The following is a 19,512-nucleotide window of genomic DNA, read 5'->3' as shown; positions in this document are numbered from 1 at the left end:
CTACGCGGTCTTGCGGCGCTCGCGCAGCAGGACCGTGGGGGCGGCCCCGTCGACAACGGCCGCGCGGGTCACGACGACCTTCGCGACGTCGTCGTTCGAGGGGATCTCGAACATGATCGGCCCGAGCACGTCCTCGAGGATCGCCCGGAGCCCGCGCGCGCCCGTCTTGCGGGCGACGGCGAGGTCGGCGATCGCCGCGAGGGCCTCGTCGTCGAAGTCGAGCTCGACGCCGTCGATCTCGAACATGCGCTGGTACTGCTTGACGAGCGCGTTGCGCGGCACCGTGAGGATGTCGATCAGCGCGCCCTGGTCGAGCGGCTCGACCGCCGCGATGACGGGGAGGCGGCCGATGAACTCGGGGATCAGGCCGAACTTGTGCAGATCCTCCGGGAGGACCTCGCTGAAGAAGTTCTCGTTCTCGCGCTTCGACTGCAGAGGCGCGCCGAAGCCGACCCCCGCGCGGCCCACACGCGACGAAACGATGTCCTCGAGGCCGGCGAACGCGCCCGCGACGATGAACAGGACGTTCGTCGTGTCGATCGAGATGAACTCCTGGTGCGGGTGCTTGCGGCCGCCCTGCGGCGGCACCTGCGCCGTCGTGCCCTCGAGGATCTTGAGCAGCGCCTGCTGCACGCCCTCGCCCGACACGTCGCGCGTGATCGAGGGGTTCTCGGCCTTGCGCGCGATCTTGTCGACCTCGTCGATGTAGATGATGCCCTGCTCGGCGCGCGCGACGTCGTAGTCGGCCGCCTGGAGGAGCTTGAGGAGGATGTTCTCGACGTCCTCTCCGACGTAGCCCGCCTCGGTCAGAGCGGTGGCGTCGGCGACGGCGAACGGCACGTTGAGGCGCTTCGCGAGGGTCTGGGCGAGGTAGGTCTTGCCCGAGCCCGTCGGGCCGAGCATGAGGATGTTGCTCTTGGCGATCTCGACCTCGTCGGCCTTCTCGTCGGCGATCTTGAGCTCGCCCTTCGCGCGGACGCGCTTGTAGTGGTTGTAGACCGCGACCGCGAGCGAGCGCTTCGCGTCGTCCTGGCCGATCACGAACTCGTCGAGGAAGGCCGAGATCTCGCGCGGCTTGGGCAGCTCGAGCTCGCGGACCTCGCCGGACGCGCCGGACTCGGCCATGCGCTCCTCGATGATCTCGTTGCACAGCTCGACGCACTCGTCGCAGATGTACACGCCGGGGCCTGCGATCAGCTGCTGCACCTGCTTCTGGCTCTTGCCGCAGAACGAGCACTTGAACAGGTCGGCGCTCTCGCCGATTCGGGCCATGCGATCACTCCATCCGAAGGTCTGGTCGCTGTCGTCCCAGGCTAATGCGATCCTGCGACATCGGAACGCACTGACGCGCCCCGACCGAGGATTCCGGTCGGGGCGCGTCAGAGTCGGGCGTCAGCTCGCGGCGATGGAACCGCGCTTGCGCGACGTCAGCACCTGGTCGACGATGCCGTACTCGACGGCCTGCTGCGCGCCGATGATGTTGTCGCGGTCGATGTCCTTGTGGACCTGCTCGACCGAGCGGCCCGTGTGCTTCGACATGGTCTCCTCGAGCCAGAGGCGCATGCGCTGGATCTCGGCGGCCTGGATCTCGATGTCGGAGGCCTGGCCCTGGCCGGCCTGGCCGACGGCGGGCTGGTGCATGAGCACGCGGGCGTTCGGCAGCGCGAGGCGCTTGCCGGGCGCGCCGGCCGCAAGGAGCACCGAGGCGGCAGAGGCTGCCTGGCCGAGCACGACCGTCTGGATCTCGGGCGAGATGTACTGCATCGTGTCGTAGATCGCCGTCATGGCCGTGAACGAGCCGCCGGGCGAGTTGATGTACATGATGATGTCGCGGTCGGGATCCTGGCTCTCGAGCACGAGGAGCTGCGCCATGACGTCGTCGGCCGACGCGTCGTCGACCTGCACGCCGAGGAAGATCACGCGGTCCTCGAAGAGCTTGTTGTACGGGTCCTGGCGCTTGAAGCCGTAGGCCGTGCGCTCCTCGAACTGCGGCAGAACGTAGCGGCTCGAGGGAACCTGGAGACCCTGCGGGGTGGCGGAATAGGGGCTGAGCATCGTTGTCCTCCGGGTTCTCTCAGTTGGCCGAGCGGTCGGTTCCGCCGCCGCCCGACACGTCGGTCGCGCTCTCGCGGATCGCGTCGACGAAGCCGTACTCGAGGGCCTCCTCGGCGGTGAACCAGTGGTCGCGGTCGCCGTCTTCGTTGATCTGCTCGACGGTCTTGCCCGTCTGCGACGCCGTGATCGCGGCGAGGCGGTTCTTCATCGAGATGATGAGCTCCGCCTGGGTCTGGATGTCGGCGGCCGTGCCGCCGAAGCCGCCCGAGGGCTGGTGCAGGAGGACGCGGGCGTTGGGCGTGATGTAGCGCTTGCCCTTCGTGCCGCTCGTGAGGAGCAGCTGGCCCATCGACGCGGCCATTCCGATGCCGACCGTCACGACGTCGTTCGGGATGAACTGCATCGTGTCGTAGATCGCCATGCCGGCCGTGACCGATCCGCCGGGCGAGTTGATGTAGAGGTAGATGTCCTTCTTCGGGTCCTCGGCGGCGAGGAGGAGCATCTTCGCGCAGATCTCGTTCGCGTTGTCGTCGCGGACGTCCTCTCCGAGCCAGATGATGCGGTCCTTGAGCAGCTGGTCGAAGACGTTCTGTGCCATCACGGGTTCCGGCATTTTCACTCCATTCGGTGTGGCGTTGGCTACGACATTACCGGCGGGGTTCGGCGCCTCAGCGCGTGTTCGCCGTCGGCAGACGAGGGCCGCCCGGGGGCCGCGACAACGGCCCGGTGATACCGTTCCCGCATGCCCGATCCGGGCGCGCAGGAGGGATCCCACGTGGCAGAGAAGTCGCCCACGGTCTATGACGTCGCAGACCACGCGGGAGTCTCGATCGCCACCGTCTCCCGCGTGTTCTCGCACCCCGGCTCCGTCCGGGAGTCGACCCGCGAACGCGTGATGTCGTCGGTGCGCGAGCTGGGATACGTGCCGAGCGCCAGCGCCCGCGGTCTCGCGGGGAGCCGCACGGGGGTCGTGGGCCTCCTGCTCCCCGAACACGACGAACGCGACGACCGCGACGCCGACGAGGCGTCGGCCGCCGGGGGCATCGCCTTCGTCGACGGCATGGCGGAGGGCCGCCGCGGCTCGCTCTTCCGCCTCTACTACGACGAGCTGCTGCACGGCTTCGAAGCCGCCGCGTCGCGCGCGGGCCGCGCGCTCCTCGTCTCGTCGGGATCAGGTCGCACGCGCGAGGCGGCGATGAGCGACCTAACGGGGCGCGTCGACGGCCTGGCGGTCGTCGCGAGCTCGGTGCCCGACGAGCTCATCGAGTTCGCGGCGCGCCGCGTGCCCGTCGTCCTCCTCGCGGGCGGCGCGCGCGCCCCGCACCTCGATCGCGTCGCCGTCGACAACGCCGGGGGCATGGCGGCCCTCACGGCCCGGGTCATCGGCGCCCGCCGCGCGGGCCCGATCCTCTACCTCGACGGGCCCGAGGCCTCGCCCGATGCCGAGGACCGCCGCTCGGGCTTCCTCGCGGCCGCGGGGTCGCGCCCCGACCTGATCGTCCGGCGCGCCGACTTCACGAGCGACGGCGGGTACGCCGCGACGCGCGCGGTCCTCGCCGACGCTCGGCCGGGCGCCGTCATCGCGGCGAACGACCAGAGCGCCCTCGGCGCGCTCGAGGCACTCAGCGAGGCGGGGATCCGGGTCCCGGACGAGTGCGTCGTCACGGGGTTCGACGGCATCGCTGCCGGCAGGTACTCCTCGCCGGCGCTCACGACGATCAGGCAGCCAATGTCGGCTCTCGGGCCCGCCGCGATCGAGATGCTCCTGAGTCGCATCGCTGACCGCTCGGCGGCCGCGCGCTCGACGCTCCTCCCCGTGCAGGTCCTCCTGCGCGAGACCTGCCCCTGATCCGGCGGGATCCGCGGAGCGCCTTGCGCTCCTGAATGTATGCGCTTACAGTAGGTCCCGTCGCGCACCGGACCACGGCGTCCGCGCGCGGCGCAGGTCCGAACGACGTTGTGAAGGACGACACACGTGATCCCACTGAGAAAGCTGCGGCGCCCCCGCCGGCTCCTCGCCGCGGCGGCCATCGCCGCGGTCGCGGCGCTCGCGACCGCCGGGTGCAGCGCGACCATCACGAGCCAGCCCGACCCCACGATCGGCGATGACACGCTGCTCGTGGCGGGCGACGCCGGCTCGCCGAACTACGAGCGCAACTTCAACCCCTACCTCGGCAGCTCCCGCGCCGGCGTCGACTACATCTACGAGCCGCTGCTCATGTCGAACCCGATCGACGGCGACCTCACGCCGTGGCTCGCCGAGGACTTCAGCCAGCCCGATCCGGAGACGATCGAGATGACGATCCGCGACGACGCCACCTGGCAGGACGGCGAGCCCCTCACGGTCGAGGACGTCGCATTCACCTTCGACATGCTGAAGGAGTTCCCCGCGACCGACATCAACGGAGCGTGGTCGCGGATCGACTCCTTCGACGTCGACGACGACGCGAACTCCATCACCTTCCACCTGGCGGGCGAGGACTCCCCCGCCCTCTGGGTCGTCGGACGCACGATCATCGTCCCCGAGCACATCTGGAAGGACGTCGACGACCCCGCCACCTGGCGCGATGAGAACCCGGTCGGCAGCGGTCCGTACGAGCTCGGCAACTTCACGCCGCTCCAGTATTCGATGGACGCGTGGAGCGGCCACTGGATGGCGGACCAGATCGAGGTCAAGCACATCGTCTTCCCCGCGTCCAACACGCAGATCGACCTCGTGACGCGCGGATTCGACTGGGCGTACGCTTACATGAGCGACGTCGACGGCACCTGGGGCGCCGCGAACCCCGACAACCACTACTGGTTCCCGCCGGGAGGCATCATCGGCCTCCAGATGAACCTCGAGAAGGCCCCGTTCGACGACGTCGACGTGCGCCGCGGCCTCTCACTCGCGCTCGACAAGGAGAAGATCTCCGACGTCGCGGTCGAGGGCCTCATGGACCCTGCGAGCCAGACCGGGCTCCTCCTCCCGAACCTCGAGGACGAGCTCGACCCGTCGATCCCGAACGAGGGCGTCATCGACCAGGACACCGACGCGGCGATCGCGTCCTTCGAAGACGCGGGCTTCTCCTACGACGGGACGACGATGACGAAGCCCGACGGATCCCCCTTCTCCTTCACGATGCTCGTCGCGAACGGCTACACCGACTACCTGCGCGCGGCGCAGGAGGTGCAGCGAGAGCTCGGCGCGATCGGGATCGAGGTCAAGATCCAGAGCCCGCAGCCCGCGTCGCTGGAGGCGTCGATGAACAGCGGCGACTTCGAGGTCGCGATGAACTCGTCGAACGGCGCGGGAAGCCTGTACGACGCGTACAACAGCCTGCTCTCGAGCGACTTCTACCAGCCCACCGGCACCGACACGCAGAACAACCGGATCCGGTATCAGGACGCCGACACCGACGCGCTCCTCGACGAGCTGCGCGCCGCCACGACCGACGACGAGAAGACGGCGGTCACGCAGCAGCTCGAGCAGGTCTTCTACGACCAGGTGCCCGTCGTCGCCCTCTACTACGGCGGCCTCTGGGGCCTCTACAACGACGGCCGCTTCACGGGCTGGCCCGACGCCGACGACCCGTACGCGCCCCTCAACACGTGGGACGCGAGCGCGCTCAACGTCGTCGTGCACCTCAAGCAGGCGAAGGGATCCGACCAGTGAGATACGTGCTGCAGAAGGCGGGGCTCTTCGTCCTCACGCTCTGGGCCGCCGTCACCCTGAACTTCTTCCTGCCCCGCATGATGCCCGGCGACCCGACCGACGCGGCGATCGCGCGCCTCTCGGAGAACGGGCCCGTGACCGAGGCGACCCGCGCCGCGATCGAGGCCCAGCTGGGCGTCCCCGACGGCAACGTCTGGGAGCAGTACGTCCAGTACCTCGGACAGGTCGTGCGCCTCGACTTCGGCACCTCCTACGCGTTCTACCCGCAGCCGGTCTCGGAGCTCGTCGGCCAGGCGCTGCCGTACACCGTGATCCTCGTGGGCGCCGTCACGATCCTCGCCTTCGTCACGGGAACGCTCATCGGCGTCCTCGCGGCGTGGAAGCGCGGCTCGTGGCTCGACGGGCTCCCGACGATCGCCGGCAGCTTCATGAACACCTTCCCGTACTTCTGGTCGGCGCTCCTCCTGCTGTTCCTCACGGGGTACCTGTGGCACATCTTCCCGACGTCGGGCGCCTACTCGGCGACCGCGATCCCGAACCTCTCGTGGTCGTTCGTCGGCGACGTGCTGTATCACGCGGCCCTCCCCGCGCTGACGATGTTCATCACGTCGTTCGGCGGGTGGATCCTCGGCATGCGCAACTCCATGATCAACACGCTCGGCGAGGACTACGTGACTTTCGCGGAGGCCAACGGCCTGCGCGGCCGCACCGTCGCCCTCCGCTATGCGGCGCGCAACGCGATCCTCCCGAACCTCACGGGGTTCGGCATGGCCCTCGGCGGCGTCGTCGGCGGATCCATCCTCGTGGAGCAGGTCTTCGGCTACCCCGGCATCGGCTACCTGCTGTTCAACGCCGTGATCGGCCAGGACTACCCCCTCATGCAGGCTCTCTTCCTCATGATCACCGTCAGCGTGCTCGTCGCGAACCTCCTCGTCGACCTGCTGTACGGCGTTCTCGACCCCAGGACCAGGCGATGATGACCTCGCAGCGCACGCTCAACGTGCAGACACAGAAGAAGGCCGCCCGCAGGCGGCCCACCCGCCCCGCGCTCGACAACCTCCGGCTCCTGTGGAGCAACAGGAAGTCGCGCGTCGGCCTGATCATCCTCGGTGCCTTCCTGATCCTCGCGATCTTCGCGCCGCTGATCGCGCCGTACTCGCCGACCGACAACTCGTTCGACCGCAGCGCCGACGCCTCGGGCGCCCACTGGCTCGGCACGACGGCGGCCGGCGAGGACGTCCTGAGCCAGCTCATCTACGGCGCGCGGATCAGCGCCCTCGTGGGCTTCGGCGCGGGCGGCATCTCGACGATCATCGCGATGCTCATCGGCCTCTCCTGGGGGTACATGCGCGGGTTCGGCGCCGAGGTCGTCGGATTCTTCGTGAACCTCTTCCTCGTGATCCCGAGCCTCCCCCTCATGATCGTGATCGCCGCGTACCTCCAGAACGGCGGCGTCTCGGTGATCATCGCCGTCATCGCGATCACGGGCTGGGCCTGGGCGGCGCGCGTCCTCCGGGCGCAGACCCAGTCGCTCCGCGGGCGCGACTTCGTGCAGGCGGCGCGCTTCGCGGGCGAGCGCTCGCCGCGCATCGTCTTCCGCGAGATCCTCCCGAACATGACGTCGATCATCATCGGCGGATTCTTCGGCGCCGCGGTGTCGGCGATCCTCGCCGAGGCCGGCCTCGAGTTCCTCGGGCTCGGCGACAGCACCGCCGTGACGTGGGGCACGATGCTCTACTGGTCGCAGAACTCGAACGCGATGCTCACGGGGCAGTGGGCGCTGCTGTTCGCGCCCGGTCTCTGCATCGCGCTCCTCGCGACGAGCCTCATGCTCATCAACTTCGGCATCGACGGCATCAGCAATCCGCGCCTGCGCGAAGGGAGCACGGGACGATGACCACGCAGAACTCCGAGCCGATCCTCCGGGTCGAGGACCTCACGGTCGTGTACGAGCCCATCGGGGCCCCCGTCACGCGCGCGGTCGACGACGTGTCCCTCGAGATCCGCCGCGGCGAGTTCGTCGGCCTCGTCGGCGAGTCGGGATCGGGCAAGTCGACCCTCGGCTTCGCCATCACGAAGCTCGCCAAGGCGCCCGCGCGCATCGAGCACGGCCGCATCGTGTTCGAAGGGCGCGACATCGCGCCGCTCGGCCCCGAGGAGCTGCGGTCGCAGCGCCAGGGCGGGTTCGCGATGGTCCTGCAGTCGGGCATGAACGCGCTCAACCCGGTTCGGTCGATCCGGAACCACTTCCTCGACATCTTCCGCGCGCACGGCCACGTCGCCGCGACCGAGCGGCTCGCGAGGGCCCGCGACCTGCTCTCGAAGGTCGAGCTCGACCCGGAGGTGCTCGACCGCTTCCCGTCCGAGCTGTCGGGCGGCATGCGTCAGCGCGTCTCGATCGCCCTCGCGCTCAGCCTCGAGCCGAGCCTCATGGTGTTCGACGAGCCGACGACGGCCCTCGACATGCTCGTGCAGCACGCCGTCATGGGCACGATCCGCGACCTGCAGCGCTCCGAGGGCTTCACGGCGATCCTCATCAGCCACGACCTCGGGACAGTGCTCGAGGCGACGGAGCGCGTGCTCGTGATGCACGACGGGCGGATCGTCGAGGACTCCCCCAGCGCGCGGATCCTCTCCGATCCGCAGCACGAGTACACGAAGATGCTGCTGAGCCACTACGCGAACCCGCGCGCCGAGGTCGTGAGCCTTCCCGGGCTCGAGGAGCGTCCCGTCGTCCCCGCCGAGGGATCCGACACGCGCGCCCTCGTCGTCGAGGGGCTCACGAAGACGTACCGGGGCCGCCGCGGCCGCACGGTCCAGGCGGTCGACGACGTCTCGTTCCGCCTCGAACCCGGCGGCGCCCTCGCCCTCGTGGGCCAGAGCGGCAGCGGGAAGAGCACGATCGCGAAGATGCTCACGGGCGTCGAGCGGCCGACGTCCGGGTCGATCCTCTTCGGCGACCAGCGGGTCGATCAGCTGAAGCGGCGCGAGATGCGCGGCTTCTGGTCCGACGTGCAGATGGTCTTCCAGGACCCGTACGCCGCGCTCAACCCGCTGCACACCGTGGGCTACCACCTCGAGCGCCCCGTCGCGAACCTCACGGACCTCTCGGGCGCCGACGTGCGCCGGCGCGTCATCGAGCTCCTCGAGACCGTCGGCCTCACCCCCGCGGAGGAGTTCGCCGCGAAGCTGCCGCACCAGCTCTCGGGCGGCCAGCGGCAGCGCGTCGTGATCGCCCGCGCCCTCGCATGCGACCCGCAGGTGATCGTCGCCGACGAGCCCGTCTCGATGCTCGACGTGTCGCTGCGGGCCGGCGTCCTGCGCCTGCTGCGCGACCTCCGCGAGGAGCGCGGCGTCTCTCTGCTCTACATCACGCACGACCTGCTGAGCGCCCGACTCATCACCGACGACATCCTCGTGCTGCACGACGGCCGCGTCGTCGAGAGCGGGCGCACGGCCGACGTCATGCGCAGCCCGCGGGATCCCTACACGGTGGACCTGCTCGACGCGATCCCCGACCCCGCCCGCGCGCAGGCCGCGTAGGCGGCGCCCGACCCATCCCGAAACGGAGAACAGTGCTTTCCTTCCCCGACGGCTTCCTCTGGGGAGCCTCCACCGCCGCCCACCAGATCGAGGGCAACAACGTCAACTCGAACTGGTGGGTGCACGAGCACGAGACCGGCACGACGATCGTCGAGCCGAGCGGCGACGCCGCCGACAGCTACCACCGCTTCGAGGAGGACATCCGCCTCCTCGCGTCGCTGGGGCTGAACTCGTACCGCTTCAGCATCGAGTGGGCGCGCATCGAGCCCGAGCGCGGCTTCGTGTCGCGCGCCGAGCTCGCCCACTACCGCCGCATGATCGACGCATGCCTCGCGAACGGCGTCGAGCCGATCGTGACGCTCATGCACTTCACGGTGCCGCGCTGGTTCGAGCGCGACGGCTTCTGGCGCGCCGATGACGCGCCCGAGCTGTTCGCGCGCTATGTCGAGACCGTCCTCCCGATCCTCGACGGCGTGCGCTACGTGTGCACGATCAACGAGCCGAACATCGCGGCGATGCTCGCGGGCGGGGAGGACGCCGCGAACCTCGTCGCGCACGGGCTCGCCTTCCCCGACCTGCACGTCGCCGACCAGCTGCTCGCGTCGCACAGGCGGGCCCGCGAGGTGCTCGCCCAGCGCCCCGGGATCCTCTCGGGCTGGTCGATCGCGACGCAGGCCTTCCATGCGACCGAGGAGGAGGGATCCGCCGAGAAGCTGCAGGAGTACGGCTACCCGCGCGACTTCTGGTACCTCGAGCAGAGCGCGGGCGACGACTTCCTCGGCGTCCAGGCGTACACCCGCACCTTCATCGGCCCCGAGGGGCCGCGGCCCGTCGCCGAGGGCGTCGAGACGACCCTCACGGGCTGGGAGTTCTTCCCGCCCGCGTCGGAGCTCGGCCTGCGCAGCGCGTGGGAGCTGTCGGGCGGCGTGCCGCTCATGATCACGGAGAACGGGATCGCGACCCAGGACGACGCCCGTCGCATCGCCTACACGCAGGGCGCGCTCGAGGGTGTGCACCGCGCGATCGCCGACGGCATCGACGTGCGCGGATACCAGCACTGGAGCCTGCTCGACAACTACGAGTGGGCGAGCGGCTTCCGTCCGACCTTCGGGCTCGTGTCGTGGGATCCCGAGACCTTCGAGCGCACCGCGAAGCCCAGCGCGCACTGGCTCGGCGAGGTCGCGAAGCGCAACGCGCTCTGAGAGCGGCGGAACGGCGGGCCGGGGGCGACGAGCTCCCGGCCCGCCGTTCCGCGCGTGCGCCTCAGGGCGCGCTCTCGCGCACGACGAGCGTCGTGTCGAGGGTGAGCGTCGCGCCGGACCCGCCCGCGACGATGTCGAGCAGCATCGCGACCATCTCCTCGCCGAGCCGCTCCCACGGCTGCCGCATCGTCGTGAGGGTGGGATCCACGTCGACCGCGAGGCCCGAGTCGTCGAAGCCCGACACCGCGACGTCCTCCGGGACCCGCACGCCGTCGCGGTGGAGCCGCTGGATCGCGCCGACGGCCATGCTGTCCGACGCCGCGAACACCGCGTCGAAGGAACCGGGTTCGAGCCGCGCGATCGCCTCCGCGCCGCTCGCCCGGCCGAAGTCGCCGATCCGGATGAGCGATTCGTCGAGCGCGTCCCCCATCTCGTCGCGGAAGCCCTCGAGGCGGAAGCGGCCGCCCGGCGTGTCCTGCGGGCCCGCGATGTGCGCGATCCGCCGGTGCCCGCGCTGGCGGAGGAACCGCGTCATCTGCCGCGCCGACTCGTACTCGTTGACCGAGACCGAGGGGAGGTCCTCGGCGGCGCCGAGGGGAAGTCCGACGCACACCGTCGGCACGCCCGCGCGGAGCAATCCCGTGACGAAGCCGTCGTGCGCGTGGGGCGACACGAGCATGACCCCGTCGACGTGCCCGCCCTCGACGTACCTCAGCACGCCCTCCTTCTCCTCGTCGGATCCCGCGAGGAGCAGCACGAGCGTCTGCCCGCGACGCGTGAGCGCCTCCGCCGAGTGCCGCAGGAGCAGCGAGTAGGTCGGGTCCTCGAAGAGCAGGTGGTGCGGCTCGGTGAGGAGGAACGCGACCGACTCGGAGCGCCCCGTCGCGAGGCTGCGCGCGTGATGGTTGGCCGTGTAGCCCGACTGCGCGATCGCGGCCTCGACCGCGCGGCGTGCGTCGTCCGACACCCATCTGCCGCCGTTGAGGACGCGCGACACCGTGCCGTAGGAGACGCCGGCGATCGCCGCCACGTCGCGGATCGTCGGCTTCCGTGCGCGCACTTCGCCCGTCATGGATTCGAGGGTATCCCCCCCGCCGCTCGACCCGTGACCGATCACAGTTCGATAACGACATCGCGATCGGCCTGGCCAGAACGCCTCGCGGGATCGCAGACTGTGACCGGTTACAGAGATGTGACCGCCATGCGAGACACGATGGAGCGATCTCACCCATGACCGATGCCACAGGACGGCGCGCCCGCGCCACCTTCCCCGACGTCCCCGGCCTGGCCTTCGGCGGCGACTACAACCCCGAGCAGTGGCCGCGCGAGACGTGGCGCGAGGACGTGCGCCTCATGCAGGAGGCGGGCGTCACGCTCGTGAGCGTCGGGATCTTCTCGTGGGGCCTCATCGAGATCCGCGAGGGCGAGTTCGACTTCGGGTGGCTCGACGAGGTCCTGGACCTCCTCCACGACGGCGGCATCTCGGTCGACCTCGGCACACCCACGGCGTCGCCGCCCGCGTGGTTCTTCGCCGCCCACCCCGAGTCGCGGGTCCAGACCGCCGAGGGCACGCGCCTCGGCTTCGGCTCGCGCGGCATGGTCTCGCCGTCGTCGCCCGCGTACCGCGAGGCCATCGTGCGCATCGCGACGGCGCTCGCCGAGCGCTATGCGCACCACCCCGCGGTCGTCATGTGGCACGTCCACAACGAATACGGCGCCCCCGTCTCCGAGGATCACTCGCCCGCCTCGAACGACGCCTTCCGCGCGTGGCTGCGCGAGCGCTACGGATCCCTCGACGCCCTCAACGACGCCTGGGGCACCGCCTTCTGGGGCCAGCACTACGAGGAGTGGGAGCACATCTCGACGCCCGCCGCGACGCCGACCATCGCGAACCCCGCGCAGAAGCTCGACTTCCACCGCTTCAGCGACCACCAGCTGCGGGCCTGCTTCGTCGCCGAGCGCGACGGGATCCGCCGCCACTCCGACCTCCCCGTGACGACGAACTTCATGGCCAACCAGCACGGCGGCTGCGACCTCTGGGAGTGGGCGCAGCTCGTCGACGTCGTGAGCGACGACCACTACCTCGTCGCGGCCGACCCGCACCCCGAGATCGGCCTCGCGATCGCCGCGGACCTCACGCGATCGGTCGCCGGCGGCGCCCCGTGGATGCTCATGGAGCACTCGACGAGCGGCATCAACTGGCAGCCGACGGGCGTCGCCAAGCGCCCCGGCGAGATGGCGCGGAACTCGCTCGCGCACGTGGCGCACGGCGCCGACGCCGTGATGTTCTTCCAGTGGCGAGCCTCGCGCCGCGGCGCCGAGAAGTTCCACTCCGCGATGCTCCCCCACGCAGGAACCGACTCGCGGGTGTGGCGGGAGGTCGTGCAGCTCGGCGCCGACGTCGCCGCTCTCGCGGAGGTCAGGGGATCCCGCGTCGAGGCCGACGTCGCCGTGCTCTGGGACTACGAGTCGTTCTGGGCGCAGGACCTCGAATGGCGCCCCGTCGACGACCTCGACCACGGCGAGCGCGTCCGCGCGTTCTACGAGCGGCTCCGCGCCGACGGCCTCACGGTCGACTTCGCGCTCCCCGGCCACGACCTCTCCCGCTACCCGCTCGTCGTCGCGCCCGCGCAGTACATGCTCCGCGCCCGGGACGCCGAGAACCTGACCCGTTACGTCGCGGGCGGGGGCACGCTCGTCGTCTCCTCCTTCTCGGCGGTCGTCGACGAGAACGACGGCGTCCACCCGGGCGGCTTCCTCTCGCCCCTGCGCGACGCCCTGGGCGTCGACGTCGAGGAGTACCTGCCCCTCGCCCGCGGGACCTCCGCCGACATCGTCTGGTCGGACGGATCCGTCTCCCCGGCGGACCACTGGCAGGAGCACCTCCGCCTCGCGGGCGCCGAGGTCCGCGCGACGTACGCCGCGGGCGGCGGGGCCGGCCTCCCGGCCGTGACGCGCGGATCACACGGGGCGGGTCACGGCTGGTACGTCTCGACGCGCCTGTCGGCCGACGCGCTCTCCGGCGTCTTCCGCGGCGCGTACGCCGACGCCGGGATCACGCCGCGGCCCCGCGACGAGGGCCTCGAGATCGTGCGGCGCCGATCCGACGCCGCCTCCTACACGTTCGCGATCAACCACGCGGATCACGACCGCGAGATCGCGATCGCCGGCACCGACCTCCTCTCGGGGGAGACCGCCGGTTCCTTCGCGGTTCCCGCGGGCTCCGTCCGCGTGATCCGGCACGACCTCACCTGAACCAGCAGCTCACACACTGCCGCGACGAAGCGGCGGAAGGAGTAACACCATGAAGAAGAGGACATTCCTCGCAGCGGGCGTCGCGATCGGCGCCCTGGTCCTCGCCGGATGCGGTGCCGACACCGCCTCCGACGAGACCGCCTCGACGACCGCTGAGGAGTCGGGCGGCTCCGGCGCCGAGCTCGTCGTCTGGACCGACGCCGAGCGCGAGGCCGCACTGAGCGAGGCGGCCGAGGCGTTCGAGGCCGACACGGGGACGACCGTCACCCTCGTGCAGAAGAACTTCGAGGACCTGCGCAACGACTTCATCACGCAGGTCCCGACGGGCGAGGGCCCCGACATCACGGTCGGCGCGCACGACTGGCTCGGCGCCCTCGTGACGGCGGGCGTCGTCGACACGATCGACCTCGGCGACGCGGCCGACGGCTTCGAGGACGTGGCGCTCGAGGCCATGACCTACGACGGCCAGCTCTACGCCCTGCCGTACTCGGTCGAGAGCGTCGCGCTCGTGCAGAATGCCGACCTGGTCGGCGAGGAGATCCCCGCGACCTGGGACGAGATGATCCAGCGCGGCCTCGAGGTCTCCGACCGCCCCGTCGTCGTCAACACGGCGGGCGAGACAGGCGACGGATACACGATGTACGGTTTCCAGTCGTCGTTCGGCGCCCCCGTCTTCGCGCAGGACGACACCGGCTCCTACACGAACGAGGTCACGATGGGCGGCGCGAACGGCGAGGCCTTCGCCCAGTGGCTCTCGGACAACGGATCCTCGGGCACGGGCTACCTCTCGACGACCGTCGACTACGACATCAACAACGAGCTCTTCAACTCGGGCGAGGCGCCGTTCACGATCCAGGGACCCTGGGCGCTCCCGACCTACACCGACGTCGACAACATCGTCGTCGGGCCGATCCCCTCGGCCGGTTCCGAGGCCGCGGCTCCGCTCGTCGGCGTCCAGGGCTTCTACCTCTCGTCGCAGAGCGACAACGCGCTCCTGGCGCAGGAATTCCTCGTGAACTACCTCTCGACCGAGGACGCGCAGCGGACCCTCTACGAGGCCGACCCGCGCATCCCCGCGCTGACGGCCATCGCCGACGAGGTCTCGTCCGACCCCATCGTCGCGGGCTTCCTCGCGGCGAGCCAGAACGGCGTCCCGATGCCCTCGATCCCCGAGATGGGCGACGTGTGGGATCTCTGGAACGGCGCCGAGGTGCAGATCATCAACGGGGCCGACCCGGCCTCGACCTGGAACGGCATGGTCTCCGAGCTCGAGGCCGCCATCAGCTGATGTCCGCCCAGCTCTCCGCCCCCTCTCCCCCGCGCGGCACGTCGCACGCGCGCTCATGGAGCGGCCGCGGCGCGGGCTTCCTCGTGAAGCTCGTGCTCATGGCCCTCGTGAACGCGCTCGGCATTGCCGTCGTGCTCGCGGCCTGGGCCGCCGAGTCGTGGCTGATCCTCGGCGCGACGGTGGTCCTCACCGTCGCCGCCGACGTCATCTACTTCACGAAGCGCGCCCTCCCGCTGAAGTACCTCTTCCCGGGGCTCACGTTCCTGCTCGTGTTCCAGATCTTCGTGTTCGGCTACACGGGGTACATCGCGTTCACGAACTACGGCACGGGCCACGCGGGGTCGATGCAGCAGGCGGTCGACGCGGCGCTCATCCAGGACGAGCGCCGCGTCGAGGGGGCGGAGAGCTACCCCCTCGCCGTCGTCGAACGATCGGGCGAGCTCGGGTTCGCGATCGTCGACGGCGACGAGGTCCGCGCCGGCACCGCCGAGTCGCCGCTCGAGACGGTCGCGGGCGCGACCCTCGCCGAGAACGGCGCGCCCGCGACCGTTCCGGGATACGAGGTCGTCCCGCGCGCCGACGTGCTCTCGGATCCCGATCTCCAGGAGCAGGTCATCTCGCTCCGCGTCCCCGTCTCGGACGACGCGGAGGACGGGTCGATCCGCACCCGCGAGGGCTCGACGGGCTCGACCTACACCTCCAGCCTGCAGTGGGACGAGGCCGCGCGCACCCTCACCGACACCTCGACGGGCACCGTCTACGAGGCGACCGACGACGGCCGCTTCCGCTCGGCCGACGGGACCGAGCTCGCGGCGGGCTGGTACGTCGGCGTCGGCTTCGACAACTTCGTCCGCGCCGTCACCGACGGCGAGCTGCGCGGGCCCCTCGCGCAGGTGACCCTGTGGACCTTCGCGTTCGCGATCCTCTCGGTCGCGACGGCGTTCGGCCTCGGCCTCCTCTTCGCGCTGATCTACAACGATCCGCGGATCCGCGGGCGCGCCGTGCTCCGCACGCTCTTCATCCTCCCGTACGCGTTCCCCGCATTCATGTCGGCGCTCCTCTGGCGCGGCATGCTCAACAGCGAGTTCGGCATCATCAACGACCTGTTCTTCTTCGGGGCCGACATCGGGTGGCTGAGCGACCCGTTCCTCGCGAAGATCGCGATCCTCTGGGTCAACCTCTGGCTCAGCTATCCGTACTGGTTCCTCGTGTGCACCGGCGCGCTCCAGGCGATCCCGAGCGACACGCTCGAGGCCGCGACGATCGACGGCGCGGGGCGCTGGCGCCGCTTCAGCTCGGTCATCCTGCCGCAGCTGCTCGTGTCGACCGCGCCCCTCGCGATCGCCTCGTTCGCGTTCAACTTCAACAACTTCACCCTGATCTTCATGCTGACCGAGGGCGGCCCGGCGTTCGGCGGATCGACGAACCTGGGGCACACCGACATCCTCATCTCGGCGATCTACCGCATCTCGGGGGTCCAGGGCGGATCCGCCGACTACGGGCTCGCGAGCGCCCTGTCGATCATCGTCTTCATCGTGGTCGGCATCGTCTCGGCGGTGTCGCTGCGTCAGACGCGCAAACTCGAGGAGATGAACTGATGGCCACCGCAACCGAGCTCGTCACGACAGGGGGCCGCGGGCGTGATCCCCGCGCCGGGGCCCGACGCGCGCGCTGGTGGGGCGAGGTGGGATGGAAGTACCCCGTCGCCGTCGTCGTGCTCTTCTACGCCACCTTCCCGCTCATCTACGTCCTCTCGGCCTCGCTCAACGCGCGCGGGAGCCTCGCGGGGTCCTCCCAGCTGTTCAGCGCCTTCACGCTCGACAACTACGCGGCGCTCGGCGACACGCACTTCTGGACGTGGATGGGCAACACCCTCTACGTCGGGATCGCCTCGGCGATCGGCACCGTCCTCATGGGCGCCGCCGCCGCATACGCCTTCAGCCGCTACCGGTTCTCGGGGCGCCGCGTCGGCCTGACGTCGCTGCTCGTGATCCAGATGTTCCCGCAGACGATCGCGTTCGTCGCGGTCTTCCTCATGCTGCTCGCGATGGGCGAGGTCGTGCCGGCGCTCGGGATCAACTCGCGCTTCGCGCTCATCTGCATCTACCTCGGCGGCGCGCTCGGGGCGAACACCTTCCTCATGTACGGCTTCTTCAACTCGATCCCGCGCGACCTCGACGAGTCGGCGAAGATCGACGGCGCCACGCACGCCCAGATCTTCTGGCGCATCATCATGCCGCTCGTCACGCCGATCCTCGCGGTCGTGGGGCTGCTCGCCTTCATCGCCTCGTTCGGCGACTTCATCCTCGCGAAGATCGTCCTCACGGGCGAGGACCACTGGACCCTCGCGGTCGGCATGTACCAGTGGGTGTCGAACCAGCTGGCGAGCCGATGGGGCCTCTTCGCCGCGGGGGCCGTCGTCGCGTCGATCCCCGTGCTCGCCCTGTTCCTGTCGCTGCAGCGCTACATCGTCGGCGGCCTGACGGCGGGATCCGTCAAGGGCTGACCGGATCCCGCCCCGCTCGTCGCACGAAGGAGTGCCCATGACCATCCGCCCCCTCCTGGCCTCGGCGGCAGGCGTCGCCCTCGTCGCGGCCCTCACGTCGCCGGGCCCCGCCGCGGCGTCGGCGCCCGATCCCCTCACGGTTCCGGCCGTCGCGGGCCTCGCCGACGACTTCATGCTCGGGGTCGACGTGTCGTCGGCGATCGCGCTCGAGGCGTCGGGCGTCGTCTTCCGCGACGACGCCGGAGAGCCGGCCGACCTCTTCGCGGTCCTCGCCGAGCACGGCGTCTCCGACGTGCGCGTGCGGGTCTGGAACGACCCGTTCGACGCCGAGGGGAACGGGTACGGCGGCGGGAGCGTCGACGTGGACCGCGCCCTCGAGATCGGCGAGCGCGCCGACGCCGCGGGGCTCGGCGTCGTCGTCGACTTCCACTACTCGGACTTCTGGGCGGACCCGGGCAAGCAGCACGCCCCGAAGGCGTGGGAGGGTCTCTCGGTTGCCGAGACCGCGGACGCCGTCCACGACTTCACGGTGGATGCCCTCACCCGCTTCGTCGACGCCGGCATCGACGTCGCGATGGTGCAGGTCGGCAACGAGACGAACAACGGCGTCGCCGGCGTCTCCGGGTGGGACGACATGTCCGCCGTCTTCTCGGCGGGATCCGCGGCCGTGCGGGAGTCGGCGCCCGACGCGCTCGTGGCCCTCCACTTCACGAACCCCGAGACGCCGGGCCGCTACGCCGACGCCGCCGCCGCGCTCGACGCGCGCGGGGTCGACTACGACGTCTTCGCGTCGTCGTACTACCCGTACTGGCATGGCTCGCTCGAGAACCTCACGAGCGTGCTCGGCGGCGTCGCGTCGACGTACGACAAGCGCGTCGCGGTCGTCGAGACCTCGTGGGTGCACACGCTCGACGACGCCGACGGGCACGAGAACACGATCACGGAGGCGGCCGAGGCCACGGCCTTCCCCATCAGCCCGCAGGGTCAGGCCACGGCGTTCCGCTCCGTCGTCCAGGCGGTCGCCGACGTCGGGGACGCGGGCATCGGCGTCTTCTCGTGGGAGCCCGCGTGGCTCCCGGTCGGGCCCGCCGCCGACGTCGAGGCGAACCGCGAGAAGTGGGAGGCCTACGGGTCGGGCTGGGCCACGAGCTTCGCGGGCGAGTACGACCCCGACGACGCGGGGCGCTGGTACGGCGGATCCGCCGTCGACAACGAGGCGCTCTTCGCGGCGGACGGCACGCCTCTGCCGTCGCTGCGCGTCTTCGAGTACGTCCGCACGGGCGCCGTCGGCCCCGTCGTCGTCACGGGCGTCGAGCGCGTCGCGCTGACGGTCGATCAGGGCGATGCGGTCGAGCTCCCGGCCTCGGTCGCCGTGTCGTACAGCGACGGCGCGACGGCGGACGAGGCCGTCACCTGGGACGCCTTCGACGCCTCGGAGATCGGCCGGATCACGGTCGCGGGCGTGACCGAGACGGGCGTCGCCGTCACGGCCGAGATCACCGTGCGGGCCCCGTCGTTCCTCCCCGGCGGCGGCTTCGAGAGCGACGGCGCCGAGCTGTGGACCCTCACGGGCACGGGAGGGTCGATCGGGTGGCAGGCAGACGCCTCGGAGGGCGAGAACGCGCTGCACGTGTGGAGCGACGCCGACTTCACGGGATCCGCCGCGCAGACCGTCATCGGCCTCGAGCCCGGCCGCTACGTCGCGATCGCGACGAGCCAGGGCGCCGTCGCCGAGGGCGACGCCGTGACCCTGACCGTCACGGCCGCGCCCACGCACCTGCCGCCGCAGGCGTCCGATCGGGCGCGCGCCGCGCAGACGCGCACCGAGGGCGTCGACCTGCCCTTCGACGGGTGGCGGGCGTACGCGAGCGCCGAGACCGCGCCCGTCGCGGTTCGGCGCGGCGCGGCCGTCACCGTCGAGATCGCGTGGGACCTGTCGGCCGAGGCCTGGGGGACGGTCGACGACGTCCGCCTCGTGCGCATCGGCTGACCCCGCACCCGCAGACGA

15 protein-coding genes are annotated in these 19,512 nt (G+C 70.6%); 11 read left to right on the top strand and 4 right to left on the bottom strand.

Features of this window, described 5'->3' with window-relative positions:
- The 3 genes from clpX to H576_RS0103560 all read right to left on the bottom strand — a co-directional run bounded on the left by clpX (position 1) and on the right by H576_RS0103560 (position 2,668).
- Positions 1–1,272: an ATP-dependent Clp protease ATP-binding subunit ClpX gene (gene clpX / locus H576_RS0103570; RefSeq protein WP_029149797.1), complete on the bottom strand. Its 1,272-nt coding sequence runs from the start codon at positions 1,270–1,272 to the stop codon at positions 1–3.
- A gap of 120 nt (positions 1,273–1,392) precedes the next feature.
- Positions 1,393–2,055 carry an ATP-dependent Clp protease proteolytic subunit gene (locus tag H576_RS0103565; RefSeq protein ID WP_029149796.1) on the bottom strand — a complete coding sequence of 221 codons (663 nt, stop codon included), beginning with the start codon at positions 2,053–2,055 and terminating at the stop codon, positions 1,393–1,395.
- 19 nt (positions 2,056–2,074) lie between these two features.
- A complete protein-coding gene (locus tag H576_RS0103560; RefSeq protein WP_029149795.1) occupies positions 2,075–2,668 on the bottom strand; it encodes an ATP-dependent Clp protease proteolytic subunit in 594 nt (197 codons plus the stop codon).
- A 129-nt stretch (positions 2,669–2,797) separates the two neighbouring features.
- On the opposite strand from H576_RS0103560, the gene H576_RS0103555 reads away from it, so the two are divergent.
- The 6 genes from H576_RS0103555 to H576_RS0103530 all read left to right on the top strand — a co-directional run bounded on the left by H576_RS0103555 (position 2,798) and on the right by H576_RS0103530 (position 10,455).
- Positions 2,798–3,904, top strand: coding sequence for a LacI family DNA-binding transcriptional regulator (locus H576_RS0103555; protein WP_051172113.1), 1,107 nt, complete (start codon positions 2,798–2,800; stop codon positions 3,902–3,904).
- Positions 3,905–4,030: 126 nt separating this feature from the next.
- Positions 4,031–5,710 carry an ABC transporter substrate-binding protein gene (locus H576_RS0103550; RefSeq protein WP_029149793.1) on the top strand — a complete coding sequence of 560 codons (1,680 nt, stop codon included), beginning with the start codon at positions 4,031–4,033 and terminating at the stop codon, positions 5,708–5,710.
- Entirely contained in the window at positions 5,707–6,687 is a 981-nt protein-coding gene (locus H576_RS0103545) for an ABC transporter permease (protein WP_029149792.1), read from the top strand. Before H576_RS0103550 ends, H576_RS0103545 begins: the two co-directional genes overlap by 4 nt.
- A complete protein-coding gene (locus tag H576_RS0103540; protein WP_245559103.1) occupies positions 6,684–7,607 on the top strand; it encodes an ABC transporter permease in 924 nt (307 codons plus the stop codon). The genes H576_RS0103545 and H576_RS0103540 overlap by 4 nt, the downstream gene beginning before the upstream one ends.
- Positions 7,604–9,253: an ABC transporter ATP-binding protein gene (locus H576_RS0103535; protein WP_029149790.1), complete on the top strand. Its 1,650-nt coding sequence runs from the start codon at positions 7,604–7,606 to the stop codon at positions 9,251–9,253. The genes H576_RS0103540 and H576_RS0103535 overlap by 4 nt, the downstream gene beginning before the upstream one ends.
- Before the next feature lie 32 nt (positions 9,254–9,285).
- Entirely contained in the window at positions 9,286–10,455 is a 1,170-nt protein-coding gene (locus H576_RS0103530; protein ID WP_029149789.1) for a glycoside hydrolase family 1 protein, read from the top strand.
- Between the two features lie 61 nt (positions 10,456–10,516).
- Here the strand turns inward: H576_RS0103530 and H576_RS0103525 are convergent, their stop codons facing one another.
- A complete protein-coding gene (locus H576_RS0103525) occupies positions 10,517–11,527 on the bottom strand; it encodes a LacI family DNA-binding transcriptional regulator (RefSeq protein ID WP_029149788.1) in 1,011 nt (336 codons plus the stop codon).
- Positions 11,528–11,685: 158 nt separating this feature from the next.
- On the opposite strand from H576_RS0103525, the gene H576_RS0103520 reads away from it, so the two are divergent.
- Genes H576_RS0103520 through H576_RS14165 form a run of 5 tightly spaced genes read left to right on the top strand, consistent with a single transcriptional unit; the run spans position 11,686 to position 19,494 of the window.
- On the top strand, positions 11,686–13,710 hold the full coding sequence (locus tag H576_RS0103520; protein WP_029149787.1) for a beta-galactosidase: 2,025 nt from the start codon (positions 11,686–11,688) through the stop codon (positions 13,708–13,710).
- A gap of 49 nt (positions 13,711–13,759) precedes the next feature.
- Complete coding sequence (locus H576_RS0103515; RefSeq protein WP_029149786.1) at positions 13,760–14,998, top strand: sugar ABC transporter substrate-binding protein; 1,239 nt, start codon at positions 13,760–13,762, stop codon at positions 14,996–14,998.
- Positions 14,998–16,596 carry an ABC transporter permease subunit gene (locus tag H576_RS0103510; RefSeq protein ID WP_029149785.1) on the top strand — a complete coding sequence of 533 codons (1,599 nt, stop codon included), beginning with the start codon at positions 14,998–15,000 and terminating at the stop codon, positions 16,594–16,596. Before H576_RS0103515 ends, H576_RS0103510 begins: the two co-directional genes overlap by 1 nt.
- Positions 16,596–17,504 carry a sugar ABC transporter permease gene (locus tag H576_RS0103505; RefSeq protein ID WP_029149784.1) on the top strand — a complete coding sequence of 303 codons (909 nt, stop codon included), beginning with the start codon at positions 16,596–16,598 and terminating at the stop codon, positions 17,502–17,504. Before H576_RS0103510 ends, H576_RS0103505 begins: the two co-directional genes overlap by 1 nt.
- 37 nt (positions 17,505–17,541) lie before the next feature.
- Positions 17,542–19,494 carry a glycosyl hydrolase 53 family protein gene (locus tag H576_RS14165; RefSeq protein ID WP_051172112.1) on the top strand — a complete coding sequence of 651 codons (1,953 nt, stop codon included), beginning with the start codon at positions 17,542–17,544 and terminating at the stop codon, positions 19,492–19,494.
- Positions 19,495–19,512 lie beyond the last annotated feature (18 nt).

Source organism: Microbacterium indicum DSM 19969 (genome assembly GCF_000422385.1).
Classification (GTDB): Bacteria; Actinomycetota; Actinomycetes; order Actinomycetales; family Microbacteriaceae; genus Microbacterium; species Microbacterium indicum.
Note: the sequence above shows the minus strand (reverse complement) of the source record. Positions and strands in the feature narration are given on the sequence as shown.

What these genes read in the sequence shown, in the direction of transcription:
- clpX (WP_029149797.1), bottom strand. Translation starts at nt 1,272, where the DNA reads ATGGCCCGAATCGGCGAGAGCGCCGACCTGTTCAAGTGCTCGTTCTGC.
- H576_RS0103565 (WP_029149796.1), bottom strand. Translation starts at nt 2,055, where the DNA reads ATGCTCAGCCCCTATTCCGCCACCCCGCAGGGTCTCCAGGTTCCCTCG.
- H576_RS0103560 (WP_029149795.1), bottom strand. Translation starts at nt 2,668, where the DNA reads ATGCCGGAACCCGTGATGGCACAGAACGTCTTCGACCAGCTGCTCAAG.
- H576_RS0103555 (WP_051172113.1), top strand. Translation starts at nt 2,798, where the DNA reads ATGCCCGATCCGGGCGCGCAGGAGGGATCCCACGTGGCAGAGAAGTCG.
- H576_RS0103540 (WP_245559103.1), top strand. Translation starts at nt 6,684, where the DNA reads ATGATGACCTCGCAGCGCACGCTCAACGTGCAGACACAGAAGAAGGCC.
- H576_RS0103535 (WP_029149790.1), top strand. Translation starts at nt 7,604, where the DNA reads ATGACCACGCAGAACTCCGAGCCGATCCTCCGGGTCGAGGACCTCACG.
- H576_RS0103525 (WP_029149788.1), bottom strand. Translation starts at nt 11,527, where the DNA reads ATGACGGGCGAAGTGCGCGCACGGAAGCCGACGATCCGCGACGTGGCG.
- H576_RS0103520 (WP_029149787.1), top strand. Translation starts at nt 11,686, where the DNA reads ATGACCGATGCCACAGGACGGCGCGCCCGCGCCACCTTCCCCGACGTC.
- H576_RS0103515 (WP_029149786.1), top strand. Translation starts at nt 13,760, where the DNA reads ATGAAGAAGAGGACATTCCTCGCAGCGGGCGTCGCGATCGGCGCCCTG.
- H576_RS0103510 (WP_029149785.1), top strand. Translation starts at nt 14,998, where the DNA reads ATGTCCGCCCAGCTCTCCGCCCCCTCTCCCCCGCGCGGCACGTCGCAC.
- H576_RS0103505 (WP_029149784.1), top strand. Translation starts at nt 16,596, where the DNA reads ATGGCCACCGCAACCGAGCTCGTCACGACAGGGGGCCGCGGGCGTGAT.
- H576_RS14165 (WP_051172112.1), top strand. Translation starts at nt 17,542, where the DNA reads ATGACCATCCGCCCCCTCCTGGCCTCGGCGGCAGGCGTCGCCCTCGTC.